Below are 16,499 nucleotides of genomic sequence, written 5' to 3'. Positions count from 1 at the left end.
CGGCGCTTTACAAGATGGCGCACAAAATCTTGCGGATAAAAACAGAAGTTCGTGGAGGGTTTTCGGCAGAGCGCTAAAGGCTACGCTGCTAGCTGATGTGATGTTAATATGCTATGTTAGTCTTCTAGTCGCAATCAATAAAATAAATAACAACCTTCAAATTTCAAGCATTTTATTAAGAAAGACGATCTTACAACCCACTTAACCCTTAATTACTGGTACTCATCGGTAATAATGACCTAACTTATTGTCGATATCTTTAGAGATTTTTCGCATTTGATTAAGCATCCTGTATATATCCTCTTGGACTTCATCGATGCATTTTTGCAGACTTTGGGATCTCAAACGATACGTATTATTCTCTCTGATCACCAAACCCGATGAGATGAAACTATTCAAATGGTAAACAATGGTCCCTCTCGTTAGATGTAGTTTATCGGCGATATCATCGCTGCTCAAACCGTTAGATTCCTCCGCAACTTCTTTGACGAGTAATCTGAAGATTTTTCCAGCAGTGTCCTGTTTATCTCGTTGGGTAAAATAGCCGAAAGACCTGCATATGAAGTCTATATCGTCGTTTAGGTCTCCAGTTACAGGATAATCAAATTTTTTTAATATTATTCTCCCTGCCATGTAATAACATAGATAATAACAACTATTTAAATATTTCTAAATGTTTGCTATTTAGTTTATTTTAAATCAACAAAAACGAAAAGTATTTAAGGAAGTTTGTATTATAATACATACGACGCCTCTAATAAATGCAAAAAGGAGGTGAAGCCATATGGTTCTAAGAAAAGATAAAGAAAAAGATAAAGAAGACAAATTGGCCGTGAGGCCAAAAGAAAAAGAGGGAGAGATTACTTCAGTGAGGCCCTTTGACCTCTGGACCGAGATGGACAGAATGTTCGACGATTTCAGATCAGGCTTTTATGATCTCTTTGTGCCATTGGGTTTTGGTAGCCGGAGAGCTATCAGTGCCCTTTCAGAGACCAGAATGCCACTAACGGATGTCGCTGACCTGGGGGACAGATTCGAATTGCGCGCGGAAATGCCTGGAATGCCCAAGGAGAATATCAACATAGAGGTGACCCCAACTGGAATAGAGATATCAGCAAAGCATGAGGAAGGCAAAGAAGATAAAGGGAAGAACTGGCTAAGACGCGAACGCAGCAGCATGAGCTTCTTCCGTAGCCTTGAATTGCCTGAGGAAATCAAATCAGAGGATGTTGAAGCGGAGATGACCGATGGTGTGCTGAAAGTGATGCTGCCCAAGCTTGAGCCGAAGCCAGAGATCAAGACCAAGAAGGTTGAGATTAAGTAGATACAGCCCCCCTCCCACCTTTTTATTTTTTTATGGCTTATATCATTTTTGATTTCTAAATTAAGGAAAACATAAAACACCTTTTTTAACTGCAAAAGGTTCTAATCGTGTTACAGGCATAATTTTTGGTTTGTTTTACTTTACGTTGTATCCAAAAATTTATCTTTTTTGAAAATGCCAATGGATTTCAAAAATTTGCATATTTTTTAGGTATTATCGGGCTTGGAATTACAACTTGTTAGTTGCTTATGGAAGATCAACTAAAATAGTAATTTTACATCGATCTTAATCTTCTTATTCTTTCATCCAAGGGTGGATGGGTTGACCAAATTGAGTTACGTAAAGCCCTCTTAAATGGATTTGCAATGTAAAGCGGAGCAACCGTTTTAGAGCCTTTTGGATCATCAGGCAAATCATTCTTTATTTTCTCCAAAGCCGCCGCAAGACCCTCGGGATTACGGGTAAGATATGCCCCATCTGCATCAGCAAGGTATTCTCTTCTCCGCGAAATGGCAAGATAAGTGAGCCTCGAGAACAGCGGCGCTAAAACAATGAAAATAACAGCGGCTATAATGAGGACTATTCCACCGCTGCCTTTTTTGCTTCCTCGTCCACCACCGCTCCAGAATAGAGACCTCAAGGCTATTTCGGCGAGAATAGCAATGGTTCCAACCACTGCCACGGTAACAGTCATCACAAGAATATCCCGATTCTTTATATGGCTCATCTCATGACCAATAACGCCTTCAAGCTCCTCATTGTTCAATTGCCGAATAGCACCGGTAGTAGCACAGATAATGGATTCTTCCGGCTTCTTACCTGTCGCAAAGGCATTGATGTCCTTTGAATCCTGAACATAAACCTTAGGCGGCGGCAAACCCGCAGCGATAGCCATTTCTTCAGCTTTATAAATCAGCAGTTTCTCTTCACGAACTTGTGGATTTGCGGGTCTAGCACCGGCAGCAGAAATGACAGTCTGAACGGAAAAAGAATAGGTGATCATAATGTAAAACAAGGCTATGGGTAAAGCGATTGCTATGGTAAAATAAGGAGGGGAGCCTAGTGCCAAACCTATGGCAAATATCACGCTAAAAAGAAGAAGGACCATGAACATACAGATAAGTACAGTGTCCCGCTTGTTTTTCCTTATGTGGTCCTCTAACAGCATTTGTTTTTCCATGGTATCAAAGAAAAAATTTAGAATGCCACTTTCGGTACTTCTCTGGATGCTTCCGGGATTTGTAACATCTGCTTTTCTTTTTTGCCCATTCTTTTAGCAAATACCACTCCGGGGAACGTCTCTATGGTATTGTTAAATACTAATACTGAATCGTTGAAGTGTTGTCTTGAATAGGCTATTTTCTCTTCGGTATGTGTCAATTCGTCTTGAAGACTCAGGAAGTTCTGACTTGCTTTAAGATCAGGATAACTTTCTGCAACAGCAAAAAGTGTTTTCAATGCTCCGGTTAACATATTGTTTGCATCCATGCTTTCCTGTGGCGTCTTCGCACTCATTATAGAAGCCCGCGCTTTTGTAACAGCCTCAAGGGTTCCACGCTCATGATTCATGTAGCCTTTGACGGTTTCCATCAGATTTGGGATGAGGTCCGCTCTTCGTTTAAGTTGTACGTCGATTTGTGCCCATGCATTATCTATGCGATTCTCAGATCTAATCATTCTGTTGTAAAAGCTCCATAACCAAAGTAATATGCCGACAAATATCAGCACTATTATTACTGCTATTGTCAATAACCAATTCATATCTAATTGCCCCCGTTATTTTTAATGAGGGGTAATATCGTTTTTTATTTAAATGTATCGTAACCAGAGAGAAAGATACAACAGAATTATTTTTTATTTGATTGCTGCTAAAACAAAAGTTGGATCATTAAAATAAAAGAAAAACAGCATTATTGACTTCATATACCTGGCATTTTTAAATCTACCTATGTTCCAAAACCTATATTTTTACACCCACCGTATATTTATTTAAATTAAACTAATTTATAATTCTTGCGTCCCGAAGCCGATTGTATATAACGCTCCTAGCATATACGATGTTGCGACCGAAGGGAGCAATGTCCCGAAGGGCAAGGGCGAAGCCAGCAGCGTATATGCTGTGTTATCTGCTGTTGCGGGCATATCCTTTCAAAATGATATTTGAGAGTTTGACTATCACTCCACTCCCACGTGTCAGTGCAACCCGAAATACCATTTGGATAAATCCAACAGATTGTCTCCATGAGGATTTTCAATTTGTCTATCCTTAGCTTTTATTACCTCACAGACAATTTGCGGGATTGCTTTATATAGTAACACATCGTCTGGCAATTCAAGGACAGTCCATCGCGCTTCCATTTGAAAAGTTATGCCTGTTGGATCTAGTTTGCTTACCAAGGCATCCTCTTCTTGATTCAGCCAGATGGTAGTAGACAACTTGGGTGAACGGAATCGATATAGGTCATACCCTGTAAAGCCAAGCTTCCAAGGGTTAAAAGGAGTATGCGCCTCCCTAGAAAACAACCAAAAGTATCCCATAATACATCTAGTGATTCTCCTACTCGAAGATGTGTAAGGCTTCAGAGACTGTTCACAAAGGATGTATAATACCCCGCGCTTAACGCGATCTCTGGCATCAAGAAGCCGATCTAATTCTTTTTTTAGATGGATCCTTTCTCTCCGATCTTCAGGTGACGGGGAGACTTTCTGACTTATCTCAGCAAACTCGCGACTAACATTGTCTACCGCAGCAATCTCTATTGTAAATGGTGGATCATAACCTTGTTCAATCCTATATAAGGCTTCATCTACAGTTGCTTCTATATCCTCTATGGTTCCGATCAAATTGGCTTCATTTCCTACGTGGAAAGAAGCTTCTAGATGGGCTGAGTTTTGCACTTCGGGGGTATCGGATTTCCCTTTCTTACTTTGTTGGATAGCCCGAAACAGCTCAGTAACAACATATTCCAAGCCTTTAGAAGTGGATACAGCAACACGATCAGCAAGCATGGGTGAGTAGCGGGCAACCTCTTCCTTCCCAATATTGTGCCAAACTGGTAGTATAACTTTGACTCCACCTGTTTCACGAGTGACTAAACCATCCACTTCTTTTTGTGGCCATTCCTTCTTAAAAAAGTGCGTACTAAGCACAACGATGCCAAATTGAGATTGCGCTAAACCACGATCTATCGATCTTCGTAGACTATCGCCGACTGTGAGTGAAAGCTCATCATACCAAACCGATAGACCTCTACGACGTAGCTCGTCAGCAAGCGGTCGTACGAGAGATTCTTTGTCCTCACTCGCATAGCATATAAAAACATCCCAAGGCATATAACAGCCTCCTGTAACAAGTTATGACCCTCATCTTATGTGCGTACAGTTACCCTCCGTATTCTTCCCTTATTTTGCCCGCAATTGCAGATAACGGCTGAGCGTATCTGAAGTTCCGAGCGTAGCGAGGAATTGGGGCGGAGTGCCGAAAGCACGAAGCCAGATACGATCTGTTAGGCGAAGGTATCGTTATTTTATATTGGTGCATATTAACTGACGTTCATTCCTACCTTTCTAAATCTTTCCTTTATGTTTTCGATTTTTTCTTCTTCTAAACCTGCACCTTCTAAACGGTCAAGATAATTGTTGAAAAATTTTCGGTCTTTACTTTCTAATATGTTGCCGATATCATCCCAATAAACTTTGATAATACAGCTAGGAATTTGCCTTGCGAATAATTCAAATTCCGAGTAGCATTCTTTATTGATTGAAGATTCATACTCATTGTTTATAATTTCCCTAAAAATAGATATACTTTTCTCAATAGAATTTAATACCCAAGAATAACGCGTCAACCTATATTGATCAATTTTTCTTGGACATATGAAAACATATCTAAATTTCCAATCTTTGTAGAGACTGTTTCGATGATTAGTTAAAAGAAAAGCAGATTCAAGATTTCGCATAATTTGATTGATATATGGATATTTCTTTGTATTTTGAGAGATATCGCTGGTTAATTTTGATTCAAAGAAAATAAATAATTTCTCGTTGGGTACTATAAGCACAGCATCAAACTTAGACCATTTTCTCATATTTCTAATAGCAACGAAAGAAAGATCTTTAAATGCCTTACGTTGCACGGGATGAAAGGCACTATTCATCATTTCGAATTCAAACAAAAGAATTGATCTGTGGATGTCTATTTCATCACTCCCGAAAATTTTCTCTTTAAATTCTCTGTTATAAAGCCATAAATTATCTCTTGAGGGGATATTATTGAAAATATTTATGGATGAACGAATATTATCAAAAAAAGTTTTATTCCATTTAGAATCCTTATCTCTTGGGAAAATATTTAGTGTTCCAATTTGCTTCCATCCGTCTATATTCCCAAGTAAGAATAGTGTTAGCGCTGTTTCTGAAAGTGGATTAAAAAAGGAATGTTTAGGACTGGTGAGTAGTGCATCGCTTCGGTTTTTTGTGATACCATAGGAAAGGTTCCAATCATCTGTCAAATCATTGTAATTTAGCAGGTATTTGAGCGTCCTTAAATTGGTCATGTTAGTTCCCTTCCATTAATTGGAGATACTTTCGCCTAACGGTTTCAGCATAAAGGAAGTCCTGAGTATGAGTGAAGGATTTGGGTGAGTGCCGTAAGGCACGAACCTTTTATGCTGTGTTATACGCTGTGTTCTTCTTACTTGCATCCGAAGATCTCCACTTGGGTGGTGTTCTCCTCTTGACTCCGCATTCCACCAACTTCAATTACCCTCACGAAATCAATAGTATCATCTTCAAAGAGACCTAGTTTTATATACTCTGACGCATCTTTCTGAATTTGCCATTCGCAGAACGCATCTACAATAAGCTTGGGAACGTTTTCAATATCGAAAGGCCTATTGCCCGATTTTTTGACAGAGATACGAAATGCCCACCATTTAACAGGAGGAATGTTATTAGGAAAATCTTCAGCAGCTTTGGCTCGGATACGTTCTCTTTTATCCTTGTCAGTCTGGCCCTCTCTTGTATCCGCATAGGTAAATGCTTCAGGCAAAGTAAACGAGTGCACTTTCACGTATTTAGTTTCGTCATCCAGATGCCACATTGTATTACCCTCCATTTATATTGATGAGAACATTGCGTATAACTCCTTATATCAGAACTTGGTTCGTATATCATTCCATTTTGGTGTTATATCTGAACTATTTCTTCGTTTTCACCTCTTCACACCTAAACTATCTAAAGGACTCTTTATCTTGCTTAGGTCTTTATCTCTGCCATGCTTTATTCGCCTGTATCGCCACAACATTTTATTACTCCTTCACCCAAACACCTTTGATGGAGTATTTATGGTCGGGCACGTGGCCTTCAGTCGTTCCGTGCGCATTATTAACTACTGCTTGCCCTTCTTAAGGCTGTTGAACAAATCATGCGCCTCTTTCGGGGTGCAATCTTCATGAATTATGGATCGAATAGCCCTGATCATTGCTACCGGGTGTTCATTTTGCCATACGTTTCTTCCCAAATTTACGCCTATGGCGCCTTTCTGGATGCCGTCATGAATAAACTCGAAGACCTCCAGCTCGGACTCCACCTTAGGCCCACCAGCGATAACCACCGGTACGGGGCAGCCATGGACCACCTTTTCAAAACCTTCTTTACAATAGTACGTTTTTACCACCCTTGCGCCCAACTCGGCAGCAATCCTGCAACATAAAGCAAGATATCGTGCCTCACGCTTTTCCAGCTCTTTACCCACGGCTGTGACCGCCATCACTGGAATGCCGTACTCCTCGCACTCGTTAACCAGGTTGGAAAGATTTAGCAGCGATTCATGCTCGTATTTGCTGCCAACGAAGATGGAAAGAGACACTGCGCTCGCATTGAGCCTGATGACATCTCTCACGGAAGTGATAATTCCCTCATTAGCCAAGTCCTCTCCGACCATGCTCGTGCCACCGGATACCCTGAGAATAATCGGTTTGGAGTTCATGGGATCCACACACGTACGCAGTATTCCCCTTGTAAGCATGATGGCATCTGCATAAGGTAGCAGGGGTTCAACCGTTTTGCCTGGCTCCTCTAATTTACGTGTCGGTCCTTGAAAATATCCGTGATCTATGGGCAAAAAAAGAGCCCTACCATCAGGTTGAATTAGCCTTGAAAGCCTGTTTTCCATACCCCAATCCATATTATCCACATCTCCTTCACATGTTTTATTTTATGGTATTTTAGTCTTCAGGTCTAACGATTAAATAACCCTTTTCAATAAGCCAATGATGAAATTGCCAGGTGGTAAATTTGCAATCGGTTTGACAGGTTTGCCTCATTTTTTGATATTCTTCGGAGTCCCGTTTTTGGGCGTTCAAAGCCAACTGGACAGGACACATCACATCGTTACAAAATTCTCTCTGCTTGTAATCCACATACCCGACGACTGACATGATGAACGATAAATATTCTTGATGCCGATATTTAAAGATAGCTCTGCTAGCTTTCTAACATTTGAAGCCTTTTAATGTAGAGCGGGCTCTCCAAAAACCTCATATCTGAATTTTTCTAAACAGATAAGAGCCGAAGGTCATCATAAAAATGGTGAATCCGGCCAGCACGATCCAACAAAAATAGGGGTTTATCTGAGAAGTTCCCAACAGGCCGTATCTTATGCCTTCAACGCCATAGGCCAATGGGTCCATCAATGTAAGGGGCTTAATCCAAGATGGTAGGCTATTCAGAGGAAATAGTGCCCCTGAAAGCCCGAAGAGGGGAAAGATCACGAAATTCATAATGAGCTGAAAGCCATGCATATCCTCCATTCTTGAGGCTATCGCTATGCCAAAAGCAGTAAAAGAAAGTCCTATAAGCACCATAAATGCACATGCAACGAAAAATCCATATAGGTTTGATATGCTCAATCCCAAAAACAATGAGAAAACAAGTATGATAAGCCCCTGAATAAGTGAGGTTGTTGCACCGCCCAGCGTCTGACCCAGCATGATCTCCATTCTTGAGACGGGCGCAACCAACGTTTCTTTCAGGAACCCAAACTGCTTGTCCCAGATTATTTGAATGCCTGAGAACACCGAGGTGAATAGGACGCTCATAGAGATTATTCCTGGAATGAGAAATCCCATATAATCCTGCCCCATACCTGGAAGGTTGACAACTGAGTTAAGCCCGAAACCCAGTACCAGCAAAAAGAAGAGGGGCATTCCCAGACTACCAACGATCCTGCTTCTGGAGCGAATATAACGTTTGATGTGCCTTAGCCAGATGGTGTACACTACATCCACTGTTATCTCCTCCTCCATAACCTCCGACGCATTAGCATGTGTTCTCTGCCGTTGACTTCTTGGTCCCTTATGGTTTTGCCTGTAAAGTTCAAAAAGACGTCTTCAAGGGTGGGCTTGTGAATGGAAAGGGACTCAATATCAATATCATTACGAGACGAGAGATTAACGATTTCAGTAATATGTTTTTCTGCATTTTCCAGGTTAATTGTGACAAAGCCATCATTGCTCTCAATATGTTTAACCCAAGAGACTTTAATCTTAGAATAAATTTTATCCGCATCAGGGGATTTTATGGTAATAACATCCCCGCCCAGATCTTCTTTTAATTTGTGCGGAGTGTCCAGGGCGATGATCTTTCCCATATCTATTATTGCAACCCTATCGCAAAGCCTGTCGGCTTCATCCATGTAATGGGTCGTTATTATGATGGTTATGCCCTTCTCTTTGTTCAGGTCCTCGATATACTGCCAGAGGCGATTTCTTGTTTGCGGGTCCAGGCCAAGGGTGGGCTCATCCAGAAACAGCACTTTCGGATGGTGCAGCAAGCCCCTCGCTATTTCCAAGCGGCGTCTCATTCCGCCGGAAAACGTTTTCACCAGCCCGTCCTTTCTATCTTCCAATTCGACAAGTTTCAAAAGCTCCTCTATCCTTTCTTGGCGTAGGTTTTTGGGGATGCGGTAAAGGCGACCGTGAAAATCCATGTTCTCGTAGGCGGTCAGCTCCTCATCCAAGCTAGGGTCCTGAAAAACGATCCCGATGGATTTTCTCACGCCGTCCTCGTCTTTCAGTATATCCATGCCATTCACGACGGCGGTGCCAGAGGTCGGCTTCAATATCGTCGAAAGCATGGAGAGTATGGTGGTTTTGCCCGCCCCGTTGGGACCGAGCAAGCCGAAAATTTCCCCTGCTCCTATGTCAAAGGATACGTTATCGACTGCGATGAGCCCATCAAATTCTTTAGTCAGGTTTTCAACCTTTATGGCAAACATTCACTGAATCCCCTTTAAATCCTCAAGACATTTTTCGAGGATTGCAACAGCTTGATTCTTTTTGTCCGGAGGCAGGTGAGCTATGATATTCCTCATATCAAAAATCAAGCCCTTCGTTGTTATTTCGTCTTCCCCTTCTTCCCCGAAGATGTCAACAAACAGATTTTTAAACTGGAAAAGTTTTTCTCTCGATTCCCTCCTGTGCTCCCTTATGCCGATCAGCGTTTCTTTTCCTTTGGGGGTTAGTTCAAAGATATTTTTGGAGCGCTTTCCTTTTTCAACCACCTGTATCAGCTTTTCATCCTCCAACTGTCTCAAAATAGGATAAAGAGTGCCCTTGCTCGGCACCCATAATCCTTTGGTCTTTTGCTCCATCTCCTTGAGCAAGCCATAGCCTGACTTGGGCTCTTTGTTCAGAGAGTGAAGAACAAACAGGGTAAGCAAACCTCTTCCTTTTCCATTATGGGACGAAAATCTCCAGGGACCCAACATGATGCTATGTAGTATCAGAACAACTATTTAAATATTTCGTGTTCGAACCGTTCGATGTCGAAATAATAAGGTGGTGGGGTTGAAGAACCTATACCAGAAAAGTTTTAATGAACTGATTCTAATAAAGTGATTAAAAGAAAAGTGATTAAAAGATGAAAACGCAGAAGTATTCAGTCAATCAACATTTGGTAGAAACGATTCTCTCGTGGGTAAAAGCAGGCGAGATAGCAATACCCGAAATTCAAAGACCTTTTGTTTGGGATGCAACAAAGGTGAGAGATTTAATGGATTCTTTATACCAGGGATATCCAATAGGTTATTTAATTGCCTGGCGTAACCCAAATGTAAAACTAAAAGATGGTACTACCGCAGAGGGTAAGAAAATCCTTATTGACGGACAACAACGTGTAACGGCACTCACTGCTGCGATTTTGGGAGACCATGTAATTGATAAAGAGTATAAAAGAGTGAAAATAAAAATAGCTTTTAACCCTTTAAAAGAAAAATTTGAGGTGCTTAACACAGCCATTGAGCGAGATAGTAGCTGGCTGCCAGATATATCTAAAATAATTTCTGGAGATGTGGACGTATTTAATTTAGTCGAAACATATTGCTCCAAAAATGAGAATATTGACCGTAAATTCATTTTTGACAAGATAGAATATCTAAGGAAAATAACACAAAAACAACTTGGATTAATCGAGTTGGATTCTGACTTGGATATCGAAACTGTAACAGAAATTTTCATACGAATTAACTCACAAGGGGTTGTGTTGAGCCAAGCAGATTTTGCTATGTCGAAAATTGCAGCGAATGAAAGTTACGGTGGCCCAACTCTTAGAAAGTTTATTGACTACTTCTGTCATTTGGCAGTTGCTCCTGAATTCTACTCCCATATTACTGAAGTAGACAAGGAGTTTACCACCACAAACTACTTCCAAAAGATGTCATGGTTACGAAACGAAAAAGAAGACCTATATGACCCTGATTATAACGATTTATTGAGAGTGGCTTTCACATCCGAATTTAATAGAGGAAAATTAGCCGATTTGGTTAGTTTACTCTCAGGTAGGAATTTTGAGACAAGGACATACGAAGAAGAAATAGCGAAGGAATCATTTGCCACTCTTGAAAAAGGCATACTAAACTTCGTTAATGAGACCAATTTCAAGAGGTTCTTAATGATAATTAAATCAGCAGGGTTCATTTCTCCTAAGCTTATCCGCTCACAAAACGCCCTAAACTTTGCATATATGCTGTATCTCAAACTAAAATCCCAGAACTATAATCCTGCCGAGATAGAAACATATGTGCGTAAATGGTTTGTTTTGTCAATTCTGACTGGTAGATACTCTGGTTCTCCAGAATCTATGTTTGATTTTGATATAAAAAACATTTCAAGTAAAGACTTTGAAGAACATCTTAAAAGCGTTGAAAATGCTGACTTATCTGATGCTTTTTGGGATGCCGCCTTAGTACAGAATCTCAATACTTCTGTGTCAAGTAGTCCTAACTTTAATGTCTATTTAGCTGCACAAGTAAAATCAAATGATAAAGGCTTTTTATCAAAAGACATAACAGTGAAAGATTTAATTTCTCATAGGGGAGACATACATCACGTATTTCCCAGAGATTACCTAAAGAAAAGTGGATTGAAAAGATGGCAATACAACCAGATTGCTAACTATGTTTATATGCAATCAGAGATAAATGTCCAGATAGGCAATAAAGCACCGAAGATATATTTTGATACGTTAAGAGAACAGTGCAATGGCGGCGAGCTAAAATATGGCGGTATAGGTACTTCCCAATCCCTTAAAGAAAATTTAACGATGAATTGCATACCTGAAACTATTGTTGCAATGGATGTTGATAATTACGATGAGTTTTTAACGGAAAGAAGATTGCTAATGGCTAAGAAAATAAGAGATTACTATTGTTCTTTATGAAACGCACGAAAAGAAACGGCATCCTGCTGTTGGAAAAATCGCTTTAATGGTGAATAATTAATCACATTCAATCAACTACAAACTCTGGGAAGAAGGCAGAGAGTATTCTTAATTCAGCTTCGTTAAGCATTTTAATCAAATGTCGCTTTATCAACTATATAGTTGATTAATCAACTATTTAACCTATAGTTTTAAATGTGCCTATCATTTTAAAGGTGCTAAAATGGCCAAGATCGAATTAACCAATTCCGGATTATCCTTTAATCGATATTATGAAAATCGGGATATCCTACCGTAGAACTTCTTTCACTCTTCCGACTTCGCCTGACATAAGGCGGACTTTGATCCCATGGGGATGTTTTGCGGAATTCGTGAGAATGTCCTTAACTATACCCTCGGTTAGCTTTCCTGAGCGCTGATCCTTCTTAAGCACAATTGCCACCCTTATCCCGGGCTTGATATTCGATCTTTTAGTTCCATCCATATACGTCCCTTATAAATTAGGTCCCGATACCTTTTGACTCAGCTGCTCCATCAGCACCCTTGCAACATAATGCACTATCGCCTCATCATTGCCTTTGTCCCCTTCTTCGACCGCTTCATAATATTTCATCTTGTCCCTCAGCTCTATGTAAAACATCGGAAATTCGTTCTTCATCAGTATCCAGTTCATTACAACTCTGGACGTCCTCCCATTCCCATCGGCAAACGGATGGACCCTTACCAGTTTGTTGTGCAGGATCGAGCCTAATTCAACAGGGTGCAGTTTCTTCCTGGCGGAATAATACCACTGGAAAACTTTCCTCATTTCTTCTCTGACCTTTTTGTGGGTGGGAGGGATCCATTCAGAACCTGAAATCCTGACCTCATAATCTCTGTAACTGCCTACAATTTCGCAGTCAGTGTTCCTCGTAAGCAGCTCATGAATCTTCAGCAAAAACTTCTGATTGAATTCACCAGCATACCTTTTCATAAATTCATAGCAGTGTTTTGAGTTGACCGCCTCATTGTAATCATTGGGAGCAACGCCGGCAGGGATCATGTTCTCGGTTAAAATCATGCTCGTTTCACGAAGGCTTAAACGGTTGCCTTCAATGGCATTCGAGTTATAGGTAAACCTCACGACAAAGTCTTCTTCGTATTTCCTTTTCTCAACAGCACTTAGTTTCCCGCGCCATTCGTTAAAAACTTCTTTTAAATCCTGCAATTTCTCTGCTTCCTCATCGCTCAGGTAAGCGTATTTAGAGAGGGGTTTCAGGAGCCCTTTTTTCAGTGCATCTGCCTCAATCTCTTCAATCGCTTTCTTGGTCTGCTCTTTAGAGGGGGGGTTGCCACCCACATACTTCCTTAGTTTCTTCCACCCTTGTCCACTAACTCTAAAATTCTTCGTGAGATAGTAGTAGGTCTTGCTTCCCCTCTCGATCTTCTCCAGATAGACCATGCATGTTGTATGGGCACAAGAATATATAAAGTCATCGGATTTTATTAAAAGAAGTGCCCGTATAAATTTCTTTGGTATAGTATATGGGCACAAAGTACCATAATTATCACTATTTTTGTTTAAAGTTGTGCCCTTATAAGTTCGTCAAGCATCCCAGCAAAAGCTTGCATTCATCTAAAATTTCTGTACCTAAATGGCTTCAAAAAGAGCAAAAATATAAGATTATATTCAACAGAGATATATTGTGCAAAAAAGAACCGCATTAGTCCTTCTAGTAGTTGCAGTTGTTTTAGTTGTGGGAATATTCTATTATTATACTAGCCAACTGAGAGGCTCAACTTTTGGAATTTATCTTTTAAAGAATGATGAGTTGGTGATATCTGATGAGGAAATTGTGTGGTATGACAAGAATAGCCACGAAATCAAACTGACTGAAGAAGGGGTTAAGAAAATACAGGCATTAAAAGTTGTAAATGTAACTTATGGGGAGCCTTTTGTAATTAAATTAGGTAACCAACAGATTTATAATGGAGCCTTCTGGACTCCGATTTCATCTATGTCCTATGGGGGAACAGTTATAGAAACTTTTGTTATAACTGACAATACAATAACGCTGAAAAAAGGTTACCCTACTCCCAATTTTTTTGAAGGCATAGACCCTAGAAGCGATCCGAGAATTCTTGACCACTTTCAGAGACTAAATAAGCTGAAATAGACTTTCAAGATGGAAATTAACTACAACCTTGGAATTGAAAATCAATTTCTTATCAAATTTCAAAAGTGGGCATGTCAAGCATGGCGTCTTAATCGGCATAGGCATATATCTTAGAATCCTCTTGGCATTGCTCTTATAACGCTCAAGTTTGATGCGGGGGGAGGGATTTGAACCCGCGAACTCCTATGAGAGTAGATCTTGAGCCTACCGCCTATGGTCCCACTTTTGGTCAAGCTCAGCCAAAAGTTCGTTTGACCAGACTTGGCGACCCCCGCTTGTTTATATAGATGATTCTTTACTTATTTGAATATTTTTCTTTATTTGAACGTTAGCCTTCCCCCATAATTCTGACTGCATATATTGATATTAACGGTCCTTTTTCTCGGACCGTCCAATTCCTACCAAAAAGATGCCCTGCCACGTCCCCAGCGATAGAGAGCCATTTTCGATAGGCACTACGACGCTTGATCCCAAACCGAGGTGAGAGGGCGCATTAGGGTCTGTTTCGTCGTGTTCGTGTGAATCCTACTATCTAATTCGTCAAGCATGTTCAGAATGTCTTCTTTAGTCTTGGCTCATTTTCATTAGTGGTTTTGAAACGCAAAAGCCGTTCTCTGATTCTATCGGTGAGGGCTCGGTCTCTTTCGATGTTTGAATCTGTTTGCATAAGCCGTCGGAGGGGATTGAACCCTCGACCTGCCGCTTACGAGGCGGCCGCTCTACCACTAAGCCACGACGGCTGGGTTGTAAGATAAGTATCCCGTCAACTTAAGAATTTTGATCCTGCATCACCTGAAAATCAACGCAGATATTATAACTTTTAGGGGCATAGGACCTTACCTTTTTTATGCCCAATACGTTGATCTTGCGACCGTTACGTGTTGTAGCTTCCCTGATCGTTTCAAGGGCTTCCTCAAATGAATTCTCTGGTTGGATATCATAATAATGGACCGTAGCCGTGGGTTTTGCCATGACCAGCGCATCATCTAGGTACTCTCGTGCATTATGGGGCAGGTTCATGATGATCCTATCCCCTTGACCTTTTAGGTGAGAGGAGACTTCATGCACATCATCTCTGATGACCCTAATGTTAGTTATAGAATTAAGAGCCACGTTCTTGCTCAGAAACAGGATGGCATCTGGATTCTTGTCGATCGAAACTACGTGCTTGGCGCGCTTGGCGATTAAAACGGAGAAGGGGCCAACACCTGCAAACATGTCTATGACAGTTTCTTTTGGTCCAACCAGAGCAGCGACCCTGGCGCGTTCTGTGGCAAGACGGGGGCTGAAGTACACGCGCTGAAGATCCAATGCGTATATACAACCATACTCCCTATAAACAGTCTCGGTTCGATTTTCACCCGCGAGCACCCTGTAACGCCGTACACGAAATTCACCTTCCACTGGCGAAAGGGCAACTAGAACCGTTTTCACGTTCTTATGTACCTTCAGAATTGCTTCGCCAACGTCAATGCTTCCTTCCTGGAGAATCGCTATATCGCCGATGATCTCATAGGAAGGTGAAAAGCCAAGAATTTCCTCGATTGACTTTGGTTTTTGGACGGCATCAAATTGCTCAAGGGTTACATCCGCTCCGGCCGGCGCAAGTGATTCATTCACTATGGGAATATACAAAAATCTGTCATCTGACTTGATCTTCAGAGAAGTATCCACAGCGCCAATTTTGATCAGTTTTTTACGAAAGGTCTCGCTATTTGACTTTGGAACCTTAACACATGAAGATCTCACGATATGGCCTCAAGAATAGATGTCCCTGATGAATAATAAAGTAAAGCTAGAGATGCAGTGCCATATTTTGGGCCACTGTTTGGTCAGTTGGCCCCTCATGGATAAATCGGTATTCCCGTTGAACTCGGTTGCCCCGGCGCTCTAGAATGCCTTCTCTGTACATTCTCGCCAAATAGGTGGAAACGGTGCTCAAGGGTATCTTTCCAAAGACGCGCCCATAATGCTCTCGCACCTCTATAGATGTGAACCAAATCTTTGGATATTCGTACCTTAGAAAGAACCTCAGTCTTTCCTTGACCGTCAACTTCTCATCAGCTATCTTCAAGTCCAAGGAATCAGGGGGGGTGCGTGAAGAAGTCTCGGTGGATGTGGGTTGGAAATCCAGAGCCTCAATAAGCTGAAGCACTCTTTTTTTACCGAGATCTCCCTCAAAGGTGACGGTGGTTTTCATATCGCCATCAACGATTTCAAGATTTATCTTCTTCATGCACCCCTCTTTGGTGACCCATCCCCTCTAGAGATGTGAAACTGTTTTGTGAACAGCATGTGAA

The 16,499-nt window shown here is 41.1% G+C and carries 18 protein-coding genes and 2 tRNA genes; 4 read left to right on the top strand and 16 right to left on the bottom strand.

What is annotated here, in order from left to right; translation table 11 throughout:
• Window positions 1-222: 222 nt before the first annotated feature.
• The gene (locus PHI74_04845) at window positions 223-633 is read right to left on the bottom strand and encodes a hypothetical protein (protein MDD5485329.1); all 411 of its coding nucleotides are present in this window, start codon (window positions 631-633) and stop codon (window positions 223-225) included.
• A gap of 151 nt (window positions 634-784) precedes the next feature.
• Here PHI74_04845 and PHI74_04840 point away from each other — a divergent pair, with 151 nt between their 5' ends.
• On the top strand, window positions 785-1,324 hold the full coding sequence (locus PHI74_04840; protein ID MDD5485328.1) for an Hsp20/alpha crystallin family protein: 540 nt from the start codon (window positions 785-787) through the stop codon (window positions 1,322-1,324).
• 274 nt (window positions 1,325-1,598) lie between these two features.
• Here the strand turns inward: PHI74_04840 and PHI74_04835 are convergent, their stop codons facing one another.
• From PHI74_04835 to lsrF, 6 genes are all read right to left on the bottom strand, one after another.
• Complete coding sequence (locus tag PHI74_04835; GenBank protein ID MDD5485327.1) at window positions 1,599-2,504, bottom strand: M48 family metallopeptidase; 906 nt, start codon at window positions 2,502-2,504, stop codon at window positions 1,599-1,601.
• Window positions 2,505-2,521: 17 nt separating this feature from the next.
• Window positions 2,522-3,085, bottom strand: coding sequence for a LemA family protein (locus PHI74_04830; GenBank protein ID MDD5485326.1), 564 nt, complete (start codon window positions 3,083-3,085; stop codon window positions 2,522-2,524).
• A 432-nt stretch (window positions 3,086-3,517) separates the two neighbouring features.
• Window positions 3,518-4,657, bottom strand: coding sequence for a toll/interleukin-1 receptor domain-containing protein (locus tag PHI74_04825; protein ID MDD5485325.1), 1,140 nt, complete (start codon window positions 4,655-4,657; stop codon window positions 3,518-3,520).
• A gap of 209 nt (window positions 4,658-4,866) precedes the next feature.
• Entirely contained in the window at window positions 4,867-5,880 is a 1,014-nt protein-coding gene (locus tag PHI74_04820) for a hypothetical protein (GenBank protein MDD5485324.1), read from the bottom strand.
• A gap of 137 nt (window positions 5,881-6,017) precedes the next feature.
• Window positions 6,018-6,440, bottom strand: a complete 423-nt coding sequence (locus PHI74_04815) for a hypothetical protein (protein MDD5485323.1) — start codon at window positions 6,438-6,440, stop codon at window positions 6,018-6,020.
• 273 nt (window positions 6,441-6,713) lie between these two features.
• A complete protein-coding gene (lsrF, locus tag PHI74_04810) occupies window positions 6,714-7,511 on the bottom strand; it encodes a 3-hydroxy-5-phosphonooxypentane-2,4-dione thiolase (protein MDD5485322.1) in 798 nt (265 codons plus the stop codon).
• Between the two features lie 85 nt (window positions 7,512-7,596).
• Between lsrF and PHI74_04805 the strand changes: the two genes are divergently transcribed.
• Window positions 7,597-7,761 carry a hypothetical protein gene (locus PHI74_04805; protein ID MDD5485321.1) on the top strand — a complete coding sequence of 55 codons (165 nt, stop codon included), beginning with the start codon at window positions 7,597-7,599 and terminating at the stop codon, window positions 7,759-7,761.
• A 102-nt stretch (window positions 7,762-7,863) separates the two neighbouring features.
• Here PHI74_04805 and PHI74_04800 read toward each other — a convergent pair whose 3' ends face one another.
• From PHI74_04800 to PHI74_04790, 3 genes are read right to left on the bottom strand one after another with little or no spacing between them, the layout of a single operon-like run.
• The gene (locus PHI74_04800; GenBank protein MDD5485320.1) at window positions 7,864-8,631 is read right to left on the bottom strand and encodes an ABC transporter permease; all 768 of its coding nucleotides are present in this window, start codon (window positions 8,629-8,631) and stop codon (window positions 7,864-7,866) included.
• Complete coding sequence (locus PHI74_04795) at window positions 8,616-9,602, bottom strand: ATP-binding cassette domain-containing protein (GenBank protein ID MDD5485319.1); 987 nt, start codon at window positions 9,600-9,602, stop codon at window positions 8,616-8,618. The genes PHI74_04800 and PHI74_04795 overlap by 16 nt, the downstream gene beginning before the upstream one ends.
• On the bottom strand, window positions 9,603-10,094 hold the full coding sequence (locus tag PHI74_04790; protein ID MDD5485318.1) for a PadR family transcriptional regulator: 492 nt from the start codon (window positions 10,092-10,094) through the stop codon (window positions 9,603-9,605).
• A gap of 185 nt (window positions 10,095-10,279) precedes the next feature.
• Between PHI74_04790 and PHI74_04785 the strand changes: the two genes are divergently transcribed.
• The gene (locus PHI74_04785) at window positions 10,280-12,043 is read left to right on the top strand and encodes a DUF262 domain-containing protein (GenBank protein MDD5485317.1); all 1,764 of its coding nucleotides are present in this window, start codon (window positions 10,280-10,282) and stop codon (window positions 12,041-12,043) included.
• A 289-nt stretch (window positions 12,044-12,332) separates the two neighbouring features.
• On the opposite strand, the gene PHI74_04780 is transcribed toward PHI74_04785, so the two are convergent.
• Window positions 12,333-12,527 carry a YwbE family protein gene (locus tag PHI74_04780; GenBank protein MDD5485316.1) on the bottom strand — a complete coding sequence of 65 codons (195 nt, stop codon included), beginning with the start codon at window positions 12,525-12,527 and terminating at the stop codon, window positions 12,333-12,335.
• Window positions 12,528-12,536: 9 nt separating this feature from the next.
• On the bottom strand, window positions 12,537-13,484 hold the full coding sequence (locus tag PHI74_04775) for a Fic family protein (protein ID MDD5485315.1): 948 nt from the start codon (window positions 13,482-13,484) through the stop codon (window positions 12,537-12,539).
• A gap of 244 nt (window positions 13,485-13,728) precedes the next feature.
• Here PHI74_04775 and PHI74_04770 point away from each other — a divergent pair, with 244 nt between their 5' ends.
• The gene (locus tag PHI74_04770; protein MDD5485314.1) at window positions 13,729-14,199 is read left to right on the top strand and encodes a hypothetical protein; all 471 of its coding nucleotides are present in this window, start codon (window positions 13,729-13,731) and stop codon (window positions 14,197-14,199) included.
• A 152-nt stretch (window positions 14,200-14,351) separates the two neighbouring features.
• On the opposite strand, the gene PHI74_04765 is transcribed toward PHI74_04770, so the two are convergent.
• The 4 genes from PHI74_04765 to PHI74_04750 form a co-directional block, all read right to left on the bottom strand.
• Window positions 14,352-14,474 (bottom strand) — tRNA-Leu (locus PHI74_04765).
• A 393-nt stretch (window positions 14,475-14,867) separates the two neighbouring features.
• Window positions 14,868-14,939 (bottom strand) — tRNA-Thr (locus PHI74_04760).
• Between the two features lie 28 nt (window positions 14,940-14,967).
• Window positions 14,968-15,948 carry a class I SAM-dependent methyltransferase family protein gene (locus PHI74_04755; protein MDD5485313.1) on the bottom strand — a complete coding sequence of 327 codons (981 nt, stop codon included), beginning with the start codon at window positions 15,946-15,948 and terminating at the stop codon, window positions 14,968-14,970.
• Window positions 15,949-15,994: 46 nt separating this feature from the next.
• Entirely contained in the window at window positions 15,995-16,435 is a 441-nt protein-coding gene (locus PHI74_04750; GenBank protein ID MDD5485312.1) for a hypothetical protein, read from the bottom strand.
• Between the last annotated feature and the right edge of the window lie 64 nt (window positions 16,436-16,499).

It is taken from the genome of Methanocellales archaeon (genome assembly GCA_028715985.1).
Classification (GTDB): Archaea; Halobacteriota; UBA148; order UBA148; family UBA148; genus UBA148.
The sequence above is the reverse complement of the archived record's forward strand: the minus strand, read 5'-3'. Positions and strand labels throughout refer to the sequence as shown.

What these genes read in the sequence shown, in the direction of transcription:
- PHI74_04845 (MDD5485329.1), bottom strand. Translation starts at nt 633, where the DNA reads ATGGCAGGGAGAATAATATTAAAAAAATTTGATTATCCTGTAACTGGA.
- PHI74_04840 (MDD5485328.1), top strand. Translation starts at nt 785, where the DNA reads ATGGTTCTAAGAAAAGATAAAGAAAAAGATAAAGAAGACAAATTGGCC.
- PHI74_04835 (MDD5485327.1), bottom strand. Translation starts at nt 2,504, where the DNA reads ATGGAAAAACAAATGCTGTTAGAGGACCACATAAGGAAAAACAAGCGG.
- PHI74_04830 (MDD5485326.1), bottom strand. Translation starts at nt 3,085, where the DNA reads ATGAATTGGTTATTGACAATAGCAGTAATAATAGTGCTGATATTTGTC.
- PHI74_04825 (MDD5485325.1), bottom strand. Translation starts at nt 4,657, where the DNA reads ATGCCTTGGGATGTTTTTATATGCTATGCGAGTGAGGACAAAGAATCT.
- PHI74_04820 (MDD5485324.1), bottom strand. Translation starts at nt 5,880, where the DNA reads ATGACCAATTTAAGGACGCTCAAATACCTGCTAAATTACAATGATTTG.
- PHI74_04815 (MDD5485323.1), bottom strand. Translation starts at nt 6,440, where the DNA reads ATGGAGGGTAATACAATGTGGCATCTGGATGACGAAACTAAATACGTG.
- lsrF (MDD5485322.1), bottom strand. Translation starts at nt 7,511, where the DNA reads ATGGATTGGGGTATGGAAAACAGGCTTTCAAGGCTAATTCAACCTGAT.
- PHI74_04805 (MDD5485321.1), top strand. Translation starts at nt 7,597, where the DNA reads ATGATGAAATTGCCAGGTGGTAAATTTGCAATCGGTTTGACAGGTTTG.
- PHI74_04800 (MDD5485320.1), bottom strand. Translation starts at nt 8,631, where the DNA reads ATGGAGGAGGAGATAACAGTGGATGTAGTGTACACCATCTGGCTAAGG.
- PHI74_04795 (MDD5485319.1), bottom strand. Translation starts at nt 9,602, where the DNA reads ATGTTTGCCATAAAGGTTGAAAACCTGACTAAAGAATTTGATGGGCTC.
- PHI74_04790 (MDD5485318.1), bottom strand. Translation starts at nt 10,094, where the DNA reads ATGTTGGGTCCCTGGAGATTTTCGTCCCATAATGGAAAAGGAAGAGGT.
- PHI74_04780 (MDD5485316.1), bottom strand. Translation starts at nt 12,527, where the DNA reads ATGGATGGAACTAAAAGATCGAATATCAAGCCCGGGATAAGGGTGGCA.
- PHI74_04775 (MDD5485315.1), bottom strand. Translation starts at nt 13,484, where the DNA reads ATGGTCTATCTGGAGAAGATCGAGAGGGGAAGCAAGACCTACTACTAT.
- PHI74_04750 (MDD5485312.1), bottom strand. Translation starts at nt 16,435, where the DNA reads ATGAAGAAGATAAATCTTGAAATCGTTGATGGCGATATGAAAACCACC.